The 16,926-nt window shown below is 70.1% G+C and carries 11 protein-coding genes and 1 tRNA gene; 5 read left to right on the forward strand and 7 right to left on the reverse strand.

Annotated features, from left to right (window positions below):
• Positions 1 to 54: 54 nt before the first annotated feature.
• Positions 55 to 1,575 carry a hypothetical protein gene (locus TSO352_RS17210; protein WP_109108544.1) on the reverse strand — a complete coding sequence of 507 codons (1,521 nt, stop codon included), beginning with the start codon at positions 1,573 to 1,575 and terminating at the stop codon, positions 55 to 57.
• A 287-nt stretch (positions 1,576 to 1,862) separates the two neighbouring features.
• Between TSO352_RS17210 and TSO352_RS17215 the strand changes: the two genes are divergently transcribed.
• The 3 genes from TSO352_RS17215 to TSO352_RS17225 all read left to right on the forward strand — a co-directional run bounded on the left by TSO352_RS17215 (position 1,863) and on the right by TSO352_RS17225 (position 3,986).
• The gene (locus TSO352_RS17215) at positions 1,863 to 2,597 is read left to right on the forward strand and encodes a hypothetical protein (RefSeq protein ID WP_247872215.1); all 735 of its coding nucleotides are present in this window, start codon (positions 1,863 to 1,865) and stop codon (positions 2,595 to 2,597) included.
• 158 nt (positions 2,598 to 2,755) lie between these two features.
• Positions 2,756 to 3,181, forward strand: a complete 426-nt coding sequence (locus tag TSO352_RS17220; protein WP_109108546.1) for a response regulator — start codon at positions 2,756 to 2,758, stop codon at positions 3,179 to 3,181.
• 319 nt (positions 3,182 to 3,500) lie between these two features.
• Positions 3,501 to 3,986 (forward strand): single-stranded DNA-binding protein, encoded by a 486-nt coding sequence (locus TSO352_RS17225; RefSeq protein ID WP_109108547.1) that lies wholly within the window; start codon positions 3,501 to 3,503, stop codon positions 3,984 to 3,986.
• Positions 3,987 to 4,088: 102 nt separating this feature from the next.
• On the opposite strand, the gene TSO352_RS17230 is transcribed toward TSO352_RS17225, so the two are convergent.
• Positions 4,089 to 4,991: a LysR family transcriptional regulator gene (locus TSO352_RS17230; RefSeq protein WP_109110700.1), complete on the reverse strand. Its 903-nt coding sequence runs from the start codon at positions 4,989 to 4,991 to the stop codon at positions 4,089 to 4,091.
• A gap of 124 nt (positions 4,992 to 5,115) precedes the next feature.
• Between TSO352_RS17230 and TSO352_RS17235 the strand changes: the two genes are divergently transcribed.
• Positions 5,116 to 6,303, forward strand: a complete 1,188-nt coding sequence (locus tag TSO352_RS17235; RefSeq protein WP_109108548.1) for an MFS transporter — start codon at positions 5,116 to 5,118, stop codon at positions 6,301 to 6,303.
• A gap of 6 nt (positions 6,304 to 6,309) precedes the next feature.
• Here the strand turns inward: TSO352_RS17235 and TSO352_RS17240 are convergent, their stop codons facing one another.
• Complete coding sequence (locus TSO352_RS17240) at positions 6,310 to 7,074, reverse strand: class I SAM-dependent methyltransferase (RefSeq protein ID WP_109108549.1); 765 nt, start codon at positions 7,072 to 7,074, stop codon at positions 6,310 to 6,312.
• Between the two features lie 102 nt (positions 7,075 to 7,176).
• Between TSO352_RS17240 and TSO352_RS17245 the strand changes: the two genes are divergently transcribed.
• On the forward strand, positions 7,177 to 8,019 hold the full coding sequence (locus TSO352_RS17245; protein WP_109108550.1) for a helix-turn-helix transcriptional regulator: 843 nt from the start codon (positions 7,177 to 7,179) through the stop codon (positions 8,017 to 8,019).
• 16 nt (positions 8,020 to 8,035) lie between these two features.
• Here TSO352_RS17245 and TSO352_RS17250 read toward each other — a convergent pair whose 3' ends face one another.
• The 4 genes from TSO352_RS17250 to TSO352_RS17265 all read right to left on the reverse strand — a co-directional run bounded on the left by TSO352_RS17250 (position 8,036) and on the right by TSO352_RS17265 (position 16,744).
• Complete coding sequence (locus tag TSO352_RS17250) at positions 8,036 to 11,356, reverse strand: M10 family metallopeptidase C-terminal domain-containing protein (protein WP_109108551.1); 3,321 nt, start codon at positions 11,354 to 11,356, stop codon at positions 8,036 to 8,038.
• 331 nt (positions 11,357 to 11,687) lie between these two features.
• A tRNA-Gln gene (locus TSO352_RS17255) sits at positions 11,688 to 11,762 on the reverse strand.
• A 116-nt stretch (positions 11,763 to 11,878) separates the two neighbouring features.
• Positions 11,879 to 13,984 carry a glutamine amidotransferase gene (locus TSO352_RS17260; RefSeq protein WP_109108552.1) on the reverse strand — a complete coding sequence of 702 codons (2,106 nt, stop codon included), beginning with the start codon at positions 13,982 to 13,984 and terminating at the stop codon, positions 11,879 to 11,881.
• A complete protein-coding gene (locus TSO352_RS17265; protein ID WP_109108553.1) occupies positions 13,985 to 16,744 on the reverse strand; it encodes a DUF4159 domain-containing protein in 2,760 nt (919 codons plus the stop codon).
• Positions 16,745 to 16,926 lie beyond the last annotated feature (182 nt).

Raw genomic sequence — 16,926 nt, forward strand, 5'->3', positions numbered from 1 at the left:
AAAAGGGGCGCCCTGCCGGATCGGCCGGGCGCCCCTTGTCTCATCCAACTCGTATCAGCGGCTGGACTTGGTGGCCGGCTGGGTCGGGCGGAGGGCGTCGTGCAGGTAGGGCGACAGCGCCAACCGCATGTTGCGCAGCCACTCGTGGATGATGATGAGCGAGCGCGAGGCCACCGGCGGCGTCATGCCCAGCTTTACCAGATCCTCGCGGGTCATCGTCGCCACCTGGTCCAGCCGGTGGCCGGTCAGGCGGGCCCAGGCCGGGGCGGTGCAGGGCGGCATGGAGATGACCTGCACCCCCTCGCGCTCCACCATCTCGGCCTTGCGGCGGGCGTACTGGCTGTCCTCCAGCTGCGAGAACGGGCCGGAGAAGCCGTTCTCCACCAGGACGCGCTTGGCCTTCGGGGCAATGGTCGCCACCCGCTCCAGCGTCGCCATGCCGGTCGACAGCGAGGCGAGGTCGACGGTCACCGGCACCATGAAGGTCAGCCGTTCGCCGTCGCCGACGTAATAGTCGAAGCCCGACACCTCGGCCCAGTTGAAGAACCACTGCGAGATGTTGCCGCCGAAGTCATACAGGCGGCCGCCGCGCTGCAGCTCCGGCCCGATCAGATCCCAGAACTCGTAGAAGCCGTCGCCCGACCCCATCATGTTCATGAAATCCTGGGTGATGCGGCGATGTTCGACCAGATCCGGGCCGAACAGGCGGGCGAGACGCTCGTTCACCTCGTATTCGACCACCTTCAACTGCAGGCCTTCGAGCATGGCGGTGGCCATCAGGTGATGGGACAGCAGCGTCTTGCCGACGCCGCCGCGGTCATTGAGGACGAAGATCGTGCCCAGCATGCGATCGCCTTTCCAGTGTACGTTTGTTGTTTCGTCGTGGGACATCACGGAGCGGGGGCTTTGCGCGGCCGCTGCGGGTGCCGGTTCGGGCTTGGGAATGGGGTCGATGGACGCCGCCGTGTCGGTCGCCTTGTCGGCCGCCCTGTCGTTCACGGGATCGCGGGCCACAGAATCGGGGACCGGCTCGGCGGGCGGGGGAGGGGATGCCTGGTCCGGTTCGGGCACCGGCACCGGCACCGGTCCGGCGGCGACGTCCGGGACAATCCCGTCAATGGGCACGCTCTCCTCCGGCTCGACCTCCGCCCGTGCCTCCGGTTCGGAGACGGCGGGTTGCTCCGGCTCCGGCTCCGGCTCCGGCTCCGGCGCGGCCTCCGCCGCCGCCGGTTCCCCGGCGTCGGGGCGGCCGACGGCCAGCGCGGCCTCGTGCACGGCGGCCAGGGTTTCCGCGGGCGTCGCGGCGTGGCCGTGGACAGGTTCGGCGGCGTGCTCCCGCCCCTCGTTCCCGACCAGGAAGAAGGCGGACCGCAGGGTCACGGCCGAGATCGGCTGGTTGTCGCGGGCGGTGACGCCCAGCTTCGCCAGCAGATCGGAGATTTCGGCCCAGGACAGGCCGCGTTCGCGCATCAGGCCGATGTCGGCATAGCTTTCGCGCACCGCCTGCATGGCGCTGCGGTTGCCAGCCGGGCGATCGGCAAGGAGCCGTTCAAGTTCCGAGCGGTCGATCGACACCGTATGGTATTCCGGCAAGATGAAATGGCGGCGGGGGGCCGCCCAGGCGTCGGATCACAAGGAATCCTTTCCCCCGGGGCCGAAAAAATAGTACAAGCGGCCGACACGCGCAAACGGTTTCCAAACGACTTCAACGGCGCTAAACATCGGTCCCGGACCGGGGGCGCGGATTGCGACGCGCCGCGACTTCGGCGTCCCTCCCGTGCCTCGCGTCGACGTCGCTGTTGGAACCGCCGTTCGCCTGTGGTGGTTTGCAGTGCAGGGGCTTGGAACCGGGGTAGTGCAGGATGCCTCACGATTTTGGTTCGTCGCGGGACCGGCGGTCACCATCCAAAGCCGGTGAGGGCGCCGGGATCGGCTTTCACGAATTGCGGCAGGCGTGCGAGATCTCGGCGTTGCGCGAGGATCTGGAACGCTTGGCCCACGAGGCCGGCGCCCTGCGCGACAGCGTGGAACTGGCGGTGGAGCAGGTGCGCGACCGCTTCGCCGCGCTCGGTGCCGAGGAGATGACCGACCCGGTCGCCCTGGCGCCGTTGCTGCAACTGGCGGTGACGACCCTGCTGGAGATTCGCGAACAGGCGCGGCAGCTCGACACCCGCACCGGTCCGCTGTCGGACGATGAGCGGCCATCCTGGCTGGGGGCCGCCGACGCCCCGCGGGTGCGCACCACGCTGCCGGACGATCTTGGCGAATCCCTGCCGCTCGTGCCGCCGGAGCCGCCGGCCCGTGTCGCCGTCCGGCCGGCCCCGGTCCTGGCCGCACCCGTTCCGCCGGCCCCGATGTCCGCTGCGATGACGCCGCCTCCCGCCAGGCCCGCTCCACCGCCTGTTGCCGCACCGCTTGGGCCGGTGGCGACCCAGCCGGCGCCGGAGCGGCCGGTGGAGGGCCGCCCCGCCTCCTGGCTGGCCAGCGAACCGGCCCCGGCCCCGCCGCCGTCGCGGGCGGCCACCGTGCGCAGCAATGGGTCCGGCACCCCGCGCCCGCCCGGCGGGATCGACTGGCTCGGGCCGGCCGGCCGCTGAGCGGGTGTCGGAGTCGCTGCGCTTTTTCGGCACCAGATCGCAAAAATGATCAGTATCTAAGCGAATTCGCTTGCAAATTCGGGTGACCACTATTACCTATAGCCTATTGGTAAATGGATTTTTACCAAAACACCAACGTGACTGTTGAGGTCGGTCGGATGCTGAAGATCGACGCCCCTGCCAGAGCCTGCACCGTTCCGCGCGGCCGCCTTCCCGGGCAGCCGTTGCGCCTGATCGTGGTCGAGGACGATGTGCCGGCCGCCGAGGCGCTGTCGGCCGTGGTCACGGATTTGGGGCACACGGTTTGCGGCGTCGCCCGCAACGCGGCGGAGGCGGCCGAACTGGTGGGGCGCGAGCGGCCCGATCTGGCGTTGATGGATGTGCGGCTCGGTGGCGACGGCATCGCCGCGGCCCGTCGGCTGAACCTGGACCACGGCATCCGTTCCATCTACCTGTCGGGCAACAGCGATCACGGCACGCTGGCCCGTATCACCGAAACCTATCCGCTCGGCGTGGTGCACAAGCCGTTTTCGCACGCCCAGTTGAAGGTGGTGCTGGATCTGGCGGCCCGTCGTCTGCGCTGACCGCTCATCCTCGGGCCTCCACCACGCGCTAAGCCGAAGGAATCGGTTTCCTGCGGCCTGTTCCTCTGCTATATTTGTTCATGGAGTGTTCTGGTGCGGACCGACGGGGCGAGTGCGTCGGGTCCGGCGTCGCCGGGGCATTTCCGACGGCGGTTGACCGGCGTCGGTCCGGCGTGCTTCGTTGCGCGGGACCGGGGGGATGGTCGCCATGAACAAGCCGGCCCTGCGAATGGGAACCCTCGGCATCTGGGTGCCTCCGCCGGGCATCCTGACGGGTCGGCATGGATGCTGGGACACTCGCGCTTAGGAGCAACGAGCGATGAATGTTTGGACGTTTACGGGACGCCTGGGCGCGGACGGCGAATTGCGCACCACCCAGAGCGGCGAAAAGGTGCTGGGTTTCCGCGTCGCCAACGACGTTGGCTTTGGCGAGCGCAAGACGACCCAGTGGGTCGACTGCTCGATCTGGGGCCGTCGCGCCGAGTCGCTGGCGCCGCACCTGACCAAGGGCAAGAGCGTCGTCGTGTCGGGCGAGGTGACGCTGCGCGAGTATGAGAAGCGCGACGGCACCCGCGGCGCCGGCCTGTCGGTCCGCGTTGCGGAAATCGACTTCACCGGCGGCGCCCGTGAAGAAGGCGCCGGTGGCGGCTTCAGCGGCGGCGGCAGCGGTGGTGGTTACGAGTCGCGCGGTGGCAGCGGCGGCGGCGGTGGCTATGGCGGTGGCTCGTCGTCCGGCGGCGGTGGCCGCAGCGGTGGCGGCGCTCCGCCCCGTCACGAGGACCTCGACGACGAGATCCCGTTCTGACCGTGGCGTTGAGCCGGTCGGTTCGAGAATTGGTCTGAAGATCGGCCGGATGCCCGTCATCCGGCCGATTTTTTTGGTTGGCCTTTTGTCATGCGGACGGCCTCACCCCGCCAGCCGGGCGCGCAGGCGGGGGGTCATGAAGTCCAGGAAGGCGCGGACCCGGCGCGGGGCGCGGTCGCGGCCGGTGTAGACCGCGTGGATGTCCTCGGTGTCGGCCAACGCATCATCCAGCACCGTCACCAGACGCCCGTCCCGCAGGTCGTCGCGGACGTGATACTCGGCGAGCCGGGCCAGCCCAAGCCCGAGCAGCGCCATGTGGCGCACCGTCTCGCCGTTGTTGGCCAGCACGCGGGTGAAGACCTCGCGGTCGATCAGGCGCCCGCCGGATTTCAGGGGCCAGACCGCAGCGGCACGGCGGAAGTTGAAACCCAGGCAATCGTGCGATTCCAGATCGGCGGCGGTCAGCGGCACCCCCTTGCGCTCCAGATAGTCTGGGGAGGCGACGATCCGCCGCCGTACCTCGCCCAGCCGCTGGGCCAGCAGCGCCGAATCGCTCAAGGGGCCGGCGCGAAAGGCGATGTCGACCCGCGCGGCGTAGAGGTCGACCACTTCGTCGGTCATTGTCGCGTCCAGCGTGATGCCGGGATGCGCGGCCAGGAACTCCGGCAGCAGCGGCAGCAGGCAGTGATGCCCGAATGGGACCGAGGCGTTGATGCGGATCAGCCCGGTTGGCGCCCGCGCCCCGCCGGCGATCTCCGCATCCAGCGCGTCCATCTCCGCCAGCAGGGTCTCCGCCCGCTCGCGGTACAGTTCGCCCTCCGCCGTCAGGCGCAGTCGGCGGGTGGAGCGCTCGACCAGCCGCACGCCCAGCCGCTCCTCCAACCGGCTGACCAGCTTAGCGGTCGAGGACGGCGTCATGCCGACATCGCGCCCGGCGGCGCTGAAGCTGCCGCGTGACGCCACTCGCAGGAACACCCGCATCTCCCAGGCCCGTGGATCGCTCATGCCGTCACCCGTCTCCGCCTTGTCATTGAATGACACAATCATGGGAACACGCTGGGCATTCCCGTTCCAGACCTTATGACGCACATGTCGTCGCCTGCACAGTCCGCAGGAATGGAGCCTGGATATGCCTCTCGCACTGCTGGCGCTGGCGATCAGCGCCTACGCGATCGGGACGACGGAATTCGTCGTCGTCGGTCTTCTGCCCACCGTCGCGTCCGACCTGAACGTCAGCCTGCCGCTGGCGGGCCTGGTGGTCAGCGTCTATGCCCTGGGCGTCACCTTCGGCGCCCCGGTGCTGACCGCCCTGACCGGGCGGATGCGGCGCAAGCCGCTGCTGCTCGGCCTGATGGGCGTCTTCATCGCCGGCAACCTGCTGGCCGGCGTCAGCCCCAATTACGAGACGCTGCTGGTCGCCCGGGTGCTCAGCGCGTTCGCCCACGGCGTCTTCTTCTCGGTCGGTTCGACCATCGCCGCCGATCTGGTGCCGGAGGACAAGCGCGCCTCCGCCATCGCCATGATGTTCTCCGGCCTGACCATCGCCATCGTCACCGGCGTGCCGATGGGCACCTGGATCGGCCAAACATTCGGCTGGCGCGCCACCTTCCTGGCGGTGTCGGCGCTGGGCATCGTTGGTGCGCTGGGGGTGGCGGCGCTGGTGCCGGCGCGGCTCAGCCAGCCGGCGGCGGCCGGGCTGGGCGCCCAGTTCGGCGTGCTGGCCAAGCCGCGCCTGCTGCTGGCCTTCGCCATCACCGCGCTCGGCTATGGCGGGACCTTCGTCGCCTTCACCTTCCTGGCGCCGATCCTGGAGACGATCACCGGATTCTCCAGCGCCACCGTCAGCCTGGTGCTGGTGCTGTACGGCGCCGCCATCGCGGTCGGCAACGTCGTCGGCGGCCGGGTGGCCAACCGCCGGCCGGTGCGGGCGCTGGCCTGGCTGTTCGCCCTCCAGGCGCTGGTCCTGATCGTTTTCACCTTCACCGCCGATTCGAAGATCCCGGCGCTGGTCACGCTGGCCGGCATGGGCGCCCTGGCCTTCGCCAACGTGCCGGGCCTCCAGCTCTACGTCGTCCAACTGGCGCAGCGCCACGCACCGGGGGCGGTCGACGTCGCGTCGGCGCTGAACATCGCGGCGTTCAACCTGGGCATCGCCGCCGGCGCCTTCTTCGGCGGGCAGGTGGTGTCCTCGCCGCTCGGCCTTGGCGCCACGCCGTGGGTCGGCGGGCTGTTCGTGCTGGGCGGGCTGGTGCTGACGCTGGCGAGCGGCGCGCTGGACCGCCGCGACCGCGCGGCGGCGGTGGCGGCGGCCTGCTGACCGCTCTCAGGCCGCGGCGGCTTCCAGCGTCAGGGTGTCGAGCAGGAAGCTGCCGTCGTCGGTGATGTCGAAGTAACGCCGGACTTCGGCCGAGGCGGTCCGCTGGATCGAGCGGATCGCCTCGGCATGCAGGTCCGGTGTCCGCGTCCGCGCGGTCCACACCGCGAACTCCATGCGCAGGCGGCGCGGCGTCAGCCCGGTCACGGCGAAGCCGGCGCGCGCCAGCGCCGCCATCCACTCCGCCGCGGTGAAGTTGCGGACGTGGGAGGGATCGCGCAGCACCTCCACCACCTGCAGGTGGGTGTCGAGGAAGGCTGGCGCCGGGGCGACGCAATCGATGAAGATCGCCCGGCCGTTTGGGGTCAGCACCCGCCGCGCCTCGCGCAGCCCGGTTTCGAACTCGCGCCAATGGTGGGCGCTGAAGCGGCAGAGCACGACGTCGAAGCGGCCCGCCTCGAAGGGCAGGGACTCGGCGGCCGCCTGTCGCGGGACGATGTTGGTCAGGCCACGCTCGGCCGCGGTGCGGCTCACCGCCTCCAGCATCTCCGGCGTCAGGTCGACCGCGACGACCTCAGCCACATGGGGCGCGGCGCAGTAGCTGACATGGCCGCCGCCGCAGCCCAGATCCAGCACACGCGCGTCGGCGCAGCCCGCCAGGGCGGCCTCGATCTGGTCCAGGTCGGCGCCGCCGGCGTGGACGGCGCTGGTGACGTAGCTGTCGGCGCGCGGGCCATAGCTGTCGGCGACGACGCTGTGATGGCTTCCGGTCATGCGATGTTCTCCCGTTCGGCGGTCATGGTCGATGACGGCAGCCTCGTCCCTTCCACAACCGGGTACAAGGCGGGTGTTTATCCTGGTATAAGCGCTTCCACCATGCAGACCTTTCCCGATTCCGCGGCCGACCAGCGCCGCGTCCTCGGCGCCTTCCTCCGCCGCCACCGCGAACGGCTGACCCCCGCCGAGGCCGGCATCCTCACCGGTGTCGCCGGTGGCGTCCCCTGGGGGGCGGGCCGCCGCCGCACACCCGGACTGCGGCGGGAGGAGCTGGCCCAACTCTGCGGGATGAGCCCGACCTGGTACACCTGGCTGGAGCAGGGCCGCGACGTGTCGGTGTCGCCGCAGGCGCTGGCCCGCATCGCCCAGGCCCTGCACCTGACCGCGGCGGAGCGCGCCTACCTGTTCGAGCTGACGCGCAAGCGGGATCCGGAAGCACCGCCCGCGGGCGTGCCGGACCGTCCGCCGCCGGCCCTGGTGGCGGTGCTGGACGCGATCTCCGCGCCGGCCTATCTGCTCAACCGGTTGTGGACGGCGGTCGGCTGGAATCCGCCGGCGGCGCGGCTGTTCGGCGACTGGCTGGGCAGCGGTGCGGAGGGTGAGCGGGAGCGGAACCTGTTGCGCTATGTCTTCCTCCACCCGTCGGCACCCGGCTTTATCCGGGATTGGGAGCACCGGGCGCGCCGTCTGCTGGCCGAATTCCGTGCCGACACCGCCCGCCGCTCCGACGATCCGGAGTTGCGGGCGCTGGTCGACCGGTTGCGGCAGGACAGCCCGCTGTTCGCGCGGCTGTGGGACGATCACGGCGTCCTGGAGCGGGAAGGGGGCCTGCGCGGTTTCAACCACCCGCTGGACGGCCCGCTGCTGCTGGAACAGGTGACGCTGCGCCCCGGCGGCCGGTCGGACCACACGCTGGTGATGCTGCTGCCTCCCGCGGCCTGACCGGCGCGACCCCGGCTCAGGAAAGCCAAAGGCCGCCGTCGGCCGCCGTGATGCGGCGTCCCTCGCGCGCGCCGAAGTTCAGGAAATGCGCCATCGGATCGACGCCGGCCGCGGCGACGTCGGGGTTGGCGGTCAGGTAGGCGGTGGTGTCCATCCAGGCCGACGGCGTGCGCCCCTCTTTCCAGCCGAAGGTTTCGTAATGCTCGTAGGCGCTGGTGACGGTGCCGGCCTGAAGGGCGGCGGCGACATCGGGGTTGTGGTCGAGATACCAGCCGGCATCGAACAGCGCGTTGGGGTCGCGTCCCTCCGCCTCGCCGAAAAGAAGGAAATGCTGCAGGCCGCTGGTGAAGTCGCCGTGCGTCACTGCCTGGGCGACGTCCGGATTCTGGGCGAGATAGAAGCTCTCGTCGAGCGCCACCGGCTTGAGCCGCCCTTCCGCGGCGCCGTAGCGCCGGTAATGATCCATGCCGCTGGTGAACTCGCCGCGCGCCACCGCCTGGGCGACATCCGGGTTGCGGGCGAGGTACAGCGTCTCGCTGATCTGGGAGGCGCCGGTGTCGGTGACGATGCCGGTGGGGGCATTGACCAACTCCACCCGGTCGTCGAAACGCAAAAGCTCCACCCCCTCCATCCGGTCGGTGCCGAGCGTGGCGCTGGTCATCACCAGCGAGCCATAGACGCCGCGGGTGATCTGCACGTCGTTGAATCCGGCCTCGACACGGACCGCGTCGATCCCCTCGTCCCCGCGCAGCAGGTCGTCGCCGGTGCCGCCCTGCAAGCGGTCATAACCCAGCCCGCCGAACACCGTATCGTTCCCGGCGTCGCCGTACAGCAGGTCGCGCCCGCCGCGGCTGCCGACGATGTCGTCGCCGGCCCCGCCGCGCAACGTGTCGTCGTCGGCCCCCAACACCATGATCTGCGCCGACGAATCGCCGATCGCCACCTGGGAACCGGCGCCGCCGCCGACCTGGACGCTGCCGACGATCACCAGGAAGCCGACATTGTCGACGTTCAGGATGGTGCCGGAGGGAAGGTTGCGGGCATCGACCACGATGGCCTCCGCCCCCGCTCCCGACCCGGTGATGGTGATCGGCTCGCCCGTTGCCGCGCCGCCGCTGAGGCTGGGCGTCACGGTGCGCACCGTCAGGGTGGCGGTGGATGGCAGGGTCGCGCCATAGGTCGTGATGGCCCCGGTCAGCGAGGCGCGTTGCGTCGGGTCGGACGACAGCGTGGTGACGCTGGCGGTCAGGGCATCGACCGCCGCACCGCGGTCCACCCGGTTCTGCGGCCCGGTCGCCGACAAGCCGACCCCCATCGGCAGCGCCGCCGTCAGGCCGGATCCGGACGTGCCGCCGATGGGCACGGACACCGGCGTCGCCGATGTCGGCGGGCTGATGGACACCGCAACCACCGTGGTGCCGCCGCCGCTGGTAACCGTGGTCTGCACCGACGTGCCGCCGATGGTTTCCGTCGTCGTGCTGGTGTCGGGAGGCGGGGACGGGGGCGGTGGAGGCGGCACGTAGAACCGGATGTCGCTGCCGCTCAACTGAAGATCCCCGGCGCTGTAGGACCCGACCAGCTTGACGACCATCTCCGCCGCGTCGGCGATGCCGTCGGTATCGATGTACAGCGACGTCACCCCACCGTCGGTCGCTCCAACCTCCACGCCATGGGCTGCGGTGGCGGTGCCGTCGCCCAGGCTCAGCAGATCGGCGAAGCTGTGGCCGATCAGACGAATGGTGTCGCCGAGGCCGAAATCGGTGATGGTGTCGGTTCCGTCGCCACCGTCGTTGAACAGGAACAGGTCCGATCCGCTGCCGCCGGACAGCGTGTCGTCACCGACGCCGCCGGTCAGCGTGTCGTTGCCGGTTCCAGCGATCAGGCTGTCGGTGCCGTCGCCGCCGCTGAGCGTGTTGACGCCATCGCCGCCCAGCAGGGTGTCGTTACCGGCCCCACCGTCCAGAGTATCATCGCCGACACCGCCAACCAGGCTATCGTTGCCGTCGTCGCCGTACAGCAGGTTGGCGCCGGCGCCGGCCGACAGCGTATCGTTGCCGGCTCCGCCATAGAGCGTGTCGTTGCCGAGGTCGCCGATCAGGCTGTCGTTGCCATCGTCGCCATACAGCAGGTTGGCGCCGCCGCCGCCCAGCAGTGTGTCGTCGTCGGCGCCGCCGGCCAGGGTGTCGTTGCCGTTACCGCCGGTGAGGCGGTCGAACCCGGTGCCGCCGCTCAGTGAATCGGCGCCCTCGCCGCCGATCAGGGTGTCATCGCCGCTGCCGCCGATCAGGGTGTCGTTGCCCACCCCGCCGTCGAGGCTGTCATTGCCGCCGTTGCCGGTCAGCGCGTTGTCGGCCGTGTTGCCCACCATGATGTCGTTGCCCGACCCGCCGAGGGCGTTCTCGATCAGCGACCGCGTGTCACCGTCGTAGAGGTAGGGGTTGGACAGATTGGCCGACGCGGTGATCCGCGGCACGGCCTCGCCGTCCACGATGTCATAGTCCAGGATCGCGTGCTGGGTTCCGAAATCGGTCCAGGCGCCGGGCTGGAGATCGACCGACAGGTTGGTGGTGTAATTGGACAAATTATAGGTGTCGATTCCGCCGCCATCCCAGATGGACGTGAAGACGACGTTGGCGGACGGATCGAAGGTGTAGATCGTCTCACCGTTGTTGGTCGTCCAGTTCGCACCATAGAGATGCTGGACCGCCGCGATGTCGTTCAGCATCGGCGCGAACGGGTAGCTGCCGTTGAGGATCGTGTAGCCGCTGATCGCCTCTCCCGGATAGCTGCGATAGCTCATCACCGAGGATGCGACCGAATCCGTCGCCGCGTCGGCCGCGGGGTAGCCGTTGATGCTGTCGTGCGGGTGCTTCAGCCCGAGAGCGTGGCCGAGTTCGTGGAGCAGCGTGAAATAGCCGTAGGCCCCGGCGGACCAGTCGCTGCCCGCGCCGGGCCAAACCGAGTTGCCCAGTTGCAGGTCGCCGCCTTCCGGCGCTGCGGACGGGAAATCAACGACGCGAGCGGTCGGATTGTCGGGTGATCTGTACCAATAGATGCGGAGATCGGCGTCGCTGGGCGTCGCCGCCTCGGTGAAGCTCAGCCCTGAGATGGCGCTCCAGGCTTCCAAAACCTCTTTGAAAACAAGCTTCTGAGAGCTGTTCAGAGTGTCGAAGTAGGTTGGATTTAGCGAATTTTCTAAAGAATAGTCCGACAAATCGGACGCGGCTGTCGGAAAACTGTAGGTCAGTGACGTCGACGTCCACTTCGTACCGTATAAAATGCTGTCGATCGCCGAATTGCCGGTCGGTCCGTCGGCAATGGAAATGCCCGTCGCCATTGATCACTGATTCCTCATCCGTACGGCATTTCTCTGCAATACGCAGGAAAATGCCGGCGTGCCGCGCTCTGCTATCCGTTCGGTTGGCTAGCGGGCTCACGTTATTACCACGAATGAGAAAGAAACCTGCGCACCCGTCCTGAATCAACCCATACGAAAGTAACATTGGGTTGCAGCCACACGATCCGAGCGATCTATGCCCCAGCGTTCGATCGGAGCGGCGGAGACTTTGAGGTGTGGCCAGGGAAGGGCGCTTGCCAGCGATGCGAAACGCACGGTGGTGGATCGGCTCAAGCCGACGCGCTGACGATGCTGGAAGGATTTTTGAAGTTGGCTGGGGCGGCAGGATTCGAACCTGCGAATGGCGGTACCAAAAACCGCTGCCTTACCACTTGGCGACGCCCCAACCGGCGCGGCGATGGTCGATCGCCGGAAGGAGCGGCACCATAATCGGAAGGTCGGCGGAGTGCAACAGGCTCCGCACAAAAATGTGGTTCCGCGTTCCGATGGCGTATGGCGAGGTCAGCGGCCCTCCCGCCGCCATGCCATCAGCAGGCCGCCCAGCACCAGGGCCAGCACCGCCCCCACCGGCAGCAGGGGCACGTCGGTCACGCCGGTGACGGTGAAATCGCCGTTGGCGCGCAGGCCGATCCAGCCGGCACCGGTCTGGCTGCGGCCGGGCTGGGTGCGGCGGACCTCGACGCCGGGATTCGGGCCGTCGTCGGTGTCGGTGATCCAATGGATGCTGCCGCCGGTCGCCTCGGCCACCGGTTGCATGCGGTCGCCAGTGGAGCGCACGTCGGCCAGTTCCGGCGTGTTGACGGCGCCCACCACCGCCAGGGTCGTCCGCTCGCCGTCGGAAATGCGGTAGATGCCGGGGGCGCTGGCGGTGACGGTGGCGACGGCACGGCCGGTCTTGTCGTCGGCCAGTTGCAGCGTGCTGGTCTCGTCGGACGGGGTGGTCACGGTGACCGCGCGCGGGTCGGGGGTCAGCGAACGGCGTTCCACCGTGATGCGGTTGCCGTCGACGTGGGCGCGCAGGTCATTCTCCTCCAGCTCCGGCTCCTTCATCAGCCAGTGGGCGAGGCGGCGCAGCAACTCCGCCTGGGGGCCGCCGCCTTCGAAGCCGCGGCTCCACAGCCAGATCTGGTCGGAGGCGAGCTGCGCCACCCGTCCCTTGCCGACCCGGTCCAGCACCAGCAGCGGGTGGTTGTCGGCGCCCTGCATCACGACGGTGCCGCTGTTCGGCGTCACGTCGACCTGATGGAGCCAGCGGCCCCAGGTCGGCGCGGCGTCCGGCCGGTCACCGGGCAGGCCGGCGGTCACCGGGTGCCGGCGCCCGACATCGGTCACCGTCGGCAGGAAGGGGCGGTCCATCGTCTGCCCGGTCGGCGCCGCCGGCAGGATGGCGCCCAGCGGCGTGCGGTAAAGCGACAGCGGGGTGGCGTAGCCCTGGCCGGAGGTTTCCAGCAGCGCACCGCCCTTGCGCACATATTCGGCGATGTTTTCGAGATACATCTGGGGCAGCACGCCGCGGCGGCGGTAGCGGTCGAAGATGATCAGGTCGAACTCGTCCAGCTTCACCTCGAACAGCTCGCGGATCGGGAAGGCGATCAGCGACAGCTCGCGGATCGGCGTGCCGTCCTGCTTTTCGGGCGGGCGCAGGATGGTGAAATGGACCAGATCGACCGCCGGGTCGGCCTTCAGCAGGTTGCGCCACGTGCGTTCGCCGGCGTGCGGCTCGCCCGACACCAGCAGCACGCGCAGCCGGTCGCGCACGCCGTTGACCACCACCGCAGCGCGGTTGTTGGCCAGCGTCAGCTCCTGCTTCGCCGCCTCCACCTCCATCTCCAGCACATTCTGGCCGCCGTGCGAGATCGGCAGGTCGAGGCGGAAGTCGCGGCCGACCGGCACGCGGACGGTCTGCGGGGCGCCGCCGTCCTGGCGCAGCGTCACCGCGGCATCGGCGGATTGGCGGGCCGGCATGTCGTCGACGCGGATGGTCAGCTCCACCGGCTTGCCGACGAGGCCGTAGTTCGGCGCCTGGACGATGGCGATGCGGCGGTCGCCCTCGTTGCGGTCGCCGCTCAGCAGGGTGTGGACAGGGCCGATGTCGGCCAGCTTCGACGGCACCTGCGGCACGTCATGGACCTGCCCGTCGGTGATGAAGACGGCGCCAGCCATCCGGCGGCGCGGCACATCGGCCATGGCGCGGTTCAGCGCGTCGAACAGGTGGGTCTCGTTGATGGTGCCGCCGCCCTCCGCCCCGTCGCCGGTGCGCACGACGCGGACGTCCAGATCGGCGAACGCCTTCAGCCGCTGGGTCAGCGCTGCCAGTTCCCGTTCGGTGCGGGCGCGGCGGTCGCCGATGGCCTGGCTGGGCGAATCGTCGACGACGATCACCGCGACGTCCTTGATCGGCTCGCGCTTCTCCTGGACCAGGGAGGGGTTGATCAGCGCCAGCGCCAGGACCGCCACCGCCAGCAGGCGCAGCAGCGTGCCGCGCGCCCGGCGCAGCGCCGCGACCAGCACCACCAGCAGGGCGAAGCCGATCAGGCCGCCCAGCATCGGCCAGGGCAGCAGCGGCGCCAGCGCCACGGAGGTTCCGGTGAGCAGATCGACGGGCATTTACTGGCCGAGCCTTTCCAGGATGGCGGGCACATGGACCTGATCGGCCTTGTAGTTGCCGGTCAGGGCGTACATCACGAGGTTGATGCCGAACCGGTAGGCCATCTCGCGCTGGCGCTCGCCACCGGGGATGACGGCGAACATCGGCTGGCCGTTGCGGTTGGCCGCCCAGGCTGCCGCCCAATCGTTGCCGCCGACGACCACCGACGACACGCCGTCGTTGGCCTTGCCTTCGCGCGCTTCGATCCACAACTGGCCGCCGGCCCAGCGGCCGGGGAAATCCGACAGCAGGTAGAAGGACTTGCGCAGCACATGGTCCGGCGGCACCGGGGCCAGCGGCGGGATGTCCAGACCGTCGACCAGCCGCTGCAGAACCTCCGCACCACCGCCGGGCGCCTGATCGCGGGTGTCGAACAGGATGGTGCCGCCGTTGCGCATGTATTCGTTCACCCGCTGCCGCGCCTGATCGGACAGCGGCCTCTGGCGGTCGGACACCGGCCAGTAGAGCAGGGGGTAGAAGGCCAGCTCGTCACGCTCCGGATCGATGCCGACCGCGCCCATCGCCTCCACCGCCGTGCGCAGGCCGAGCACGCTGACCAGCCCCTCCAGCCCGGCGCGCGAGGTGTCATCCAGCGTGCTGTCGCCGGTCTGGACATAGGCGAGGTAGGTCTCCGCCGTCACCTTGACCGCCTTGTCGACATCCAGCCCGACATCCAGCGCCCGGGCCGGCTGCGGTGCGGCGAGCAGGAGGGCGAGCAACAGCCCGGCCGCCGCCCCGCCGGCCCGGCGCAGGCTGGGCAGACGCAGCAGCCCGCGGAGTGCCAAAGCGATCAGCAGGTCGATCGACAGCAGCGCCAGGGCCAGGGCGAGCAACGTCGGCTTCATCGGCACCTCCCCACGGCCGCCATACCCGGACCGGCCGACGCCGGCGGGCAGGGGCGGCATCGGCTCGATGCTGGTGACGGCCGCCGACAGGTTCAACGCGCGGCGGGCGTCGTCGGTGCCATAGAAGCCCGGCGGATGGCGCGGACCGATCACCTCCGGACCGGCGTTGCCGGGAATCGGGAAGGCGGTGGGCGGCGGCGGCACCAGCCGGCCGGTGCCGTCCAGAACCTCCACCGGGTCGAGCGAGGCGGTGGCCGCCATGCCGGTGACGCCGCTGCTGAGGCCGGTCAGCCGGCGCAGCATGTCGACGAACAGGCCGGACAGCGGCAGGTTGGACCAGTCCGGGCTGGCGGTGGTGTGGACCAGCACGATCCAGCCGTCGCCGCGCTTCTGCGAGGTCACCAGCGGCGTGCCGTCGGCCAGCCGGGCCCAGGTGCGGTCGGCCAGATCCAGCGCCGGTTCGGCCAGGACCTGCCGGTTGACCTGGACGTCGGCGGGGATGCCCAGCCCCTCGAACGGCGACTTCGGCGGGAAGGGCTGGAGCTTCGCCGGCTCCGACCAGGACAGGGCGCCGCCCAGCGCGCGGTCGCCGATGCGCAGCCGCACCGGCACCAGCGCATCGGCGTGCTGGGCCAGTCGTGGGCCGGCGAAGCGGACCAGAACGCCGCCCTTCTTCACCCACTGCTCGATGTCCTGCACCTCGCTGCCGGTCAGGGCGCCGATGTCGGACAGGATCAGCACGGCGAGGTCGCGCTTCAGCAGGTCGAGCGTCTCGCCCTTGCGCACCTCGTTGTAGGGCGACAGCGCGCGTTCCAGGTAATAGAGGTCGGACAGCAGCGGCTGGCTTTCCCCCTCCGACCGGCCCGACACCAGCCCGACCGGGCGGCGGCGCCAGCGCTCGTCGAGCAGGACGGTGGCGCCCGCCGTGGTGTCACCCTCCACCCGCAGGCTGGCGGCATCGTTGCGCAACTCGGCCGGCAGGTCGAGCCGGACGTCGCGGACCTTCTGGCCCGGTTCGAACGCCACGGTCTGCCGGGTCAGCAGCCGGCCGTCGGTGGCGCCCAGCCGCACGGTCACCGGTTCCGGCTTCGACGGGTCGGCACGGACGATGCGGGCGGTCAGGGCGGTGCCCTCGGTCGAGGGCGGCAACAGCAGGTGCGGCGGGTGTTCCGCCGAATCGTCGAGCACGTCGGCGGACCCCAGCCGTTGCAGCGCCTCCGCCAGCGCGGTGGCCGAACGGTCGGCGGCCTTCCGGTCCGCCGCCTTCGGGTTGCCCAGCCCGTCGCTGAGCCACACCGCGTGGATCGAGCCCTGGCCGTTGCCCGGGGCGCCGAGGCCCTTCAACGCCTCCAGCGCCGCGGCGCGGTCGCTGGGCCAGGGCAGGGGGACCAGCGCCTGGGCCAGCCGCCGCGCCTCGGGCGCGGGCAGGGCGGCGGTTGCGCGGACCGGCAGACCGTCGGCCGGCGGGGCGGTCGGCAACAGGATCACCGGGCGTTGCTGGCGCTCGGCCTGGGCGATCAGCTCGTCCATCGTCCGCTTGCGGGTCGGCCAGTCGCGGCCGGCGGCCCAGCCATTGTCGACGACCAGCAGCAGCGGCCCGCCGCCGGGCAGCGCCGCCCGCGGGTTCAGCAGAGGCCCCGACAGCGCCAGGATGACCAGCGCCGCCACGATCAGGCGCAGCAGCAGCAGCCACCAGGGGGTGCGGGCCGGCGTCTCCTCCCGCGCGGTCAGGTCGCGCAGCAGGCGGATGGCGGGAAAGCGCACGGTGCGCGGCGCCGGCGGCGTGACACGCAGCAGCCACCACAGCACCGGCAGCGCGACCAGCGCGGTCAAGACCCAGGGGGCGGCGAAGGCGATCGGTCCGAGACCCAGCATTGGCGCGTCTTCAGGAGGAGGAAAGACAAGGGCGAGACGGACGCCGAGACGAAAACCGCATCGGTTTCCGCCCCGTTGTGGCCGTCATCCCCGCGAAGGCGGGGATCCAGGCTCCGCACCGCGTGACGTGGCGGGCCGCTCTGGATCCCCGCCTTCGCGGGGATGACGGTGCTTGATGCCAA

The sequence above is a fragment of the Azospirillum sp. TSO35-2 genome (genome assembly GCF_003116095.1).
GTDB lineage: Bacteria > Pseudomonadota > Alphaproteobacteria > Azospirillales > Azospirillaceae > Azospirillum.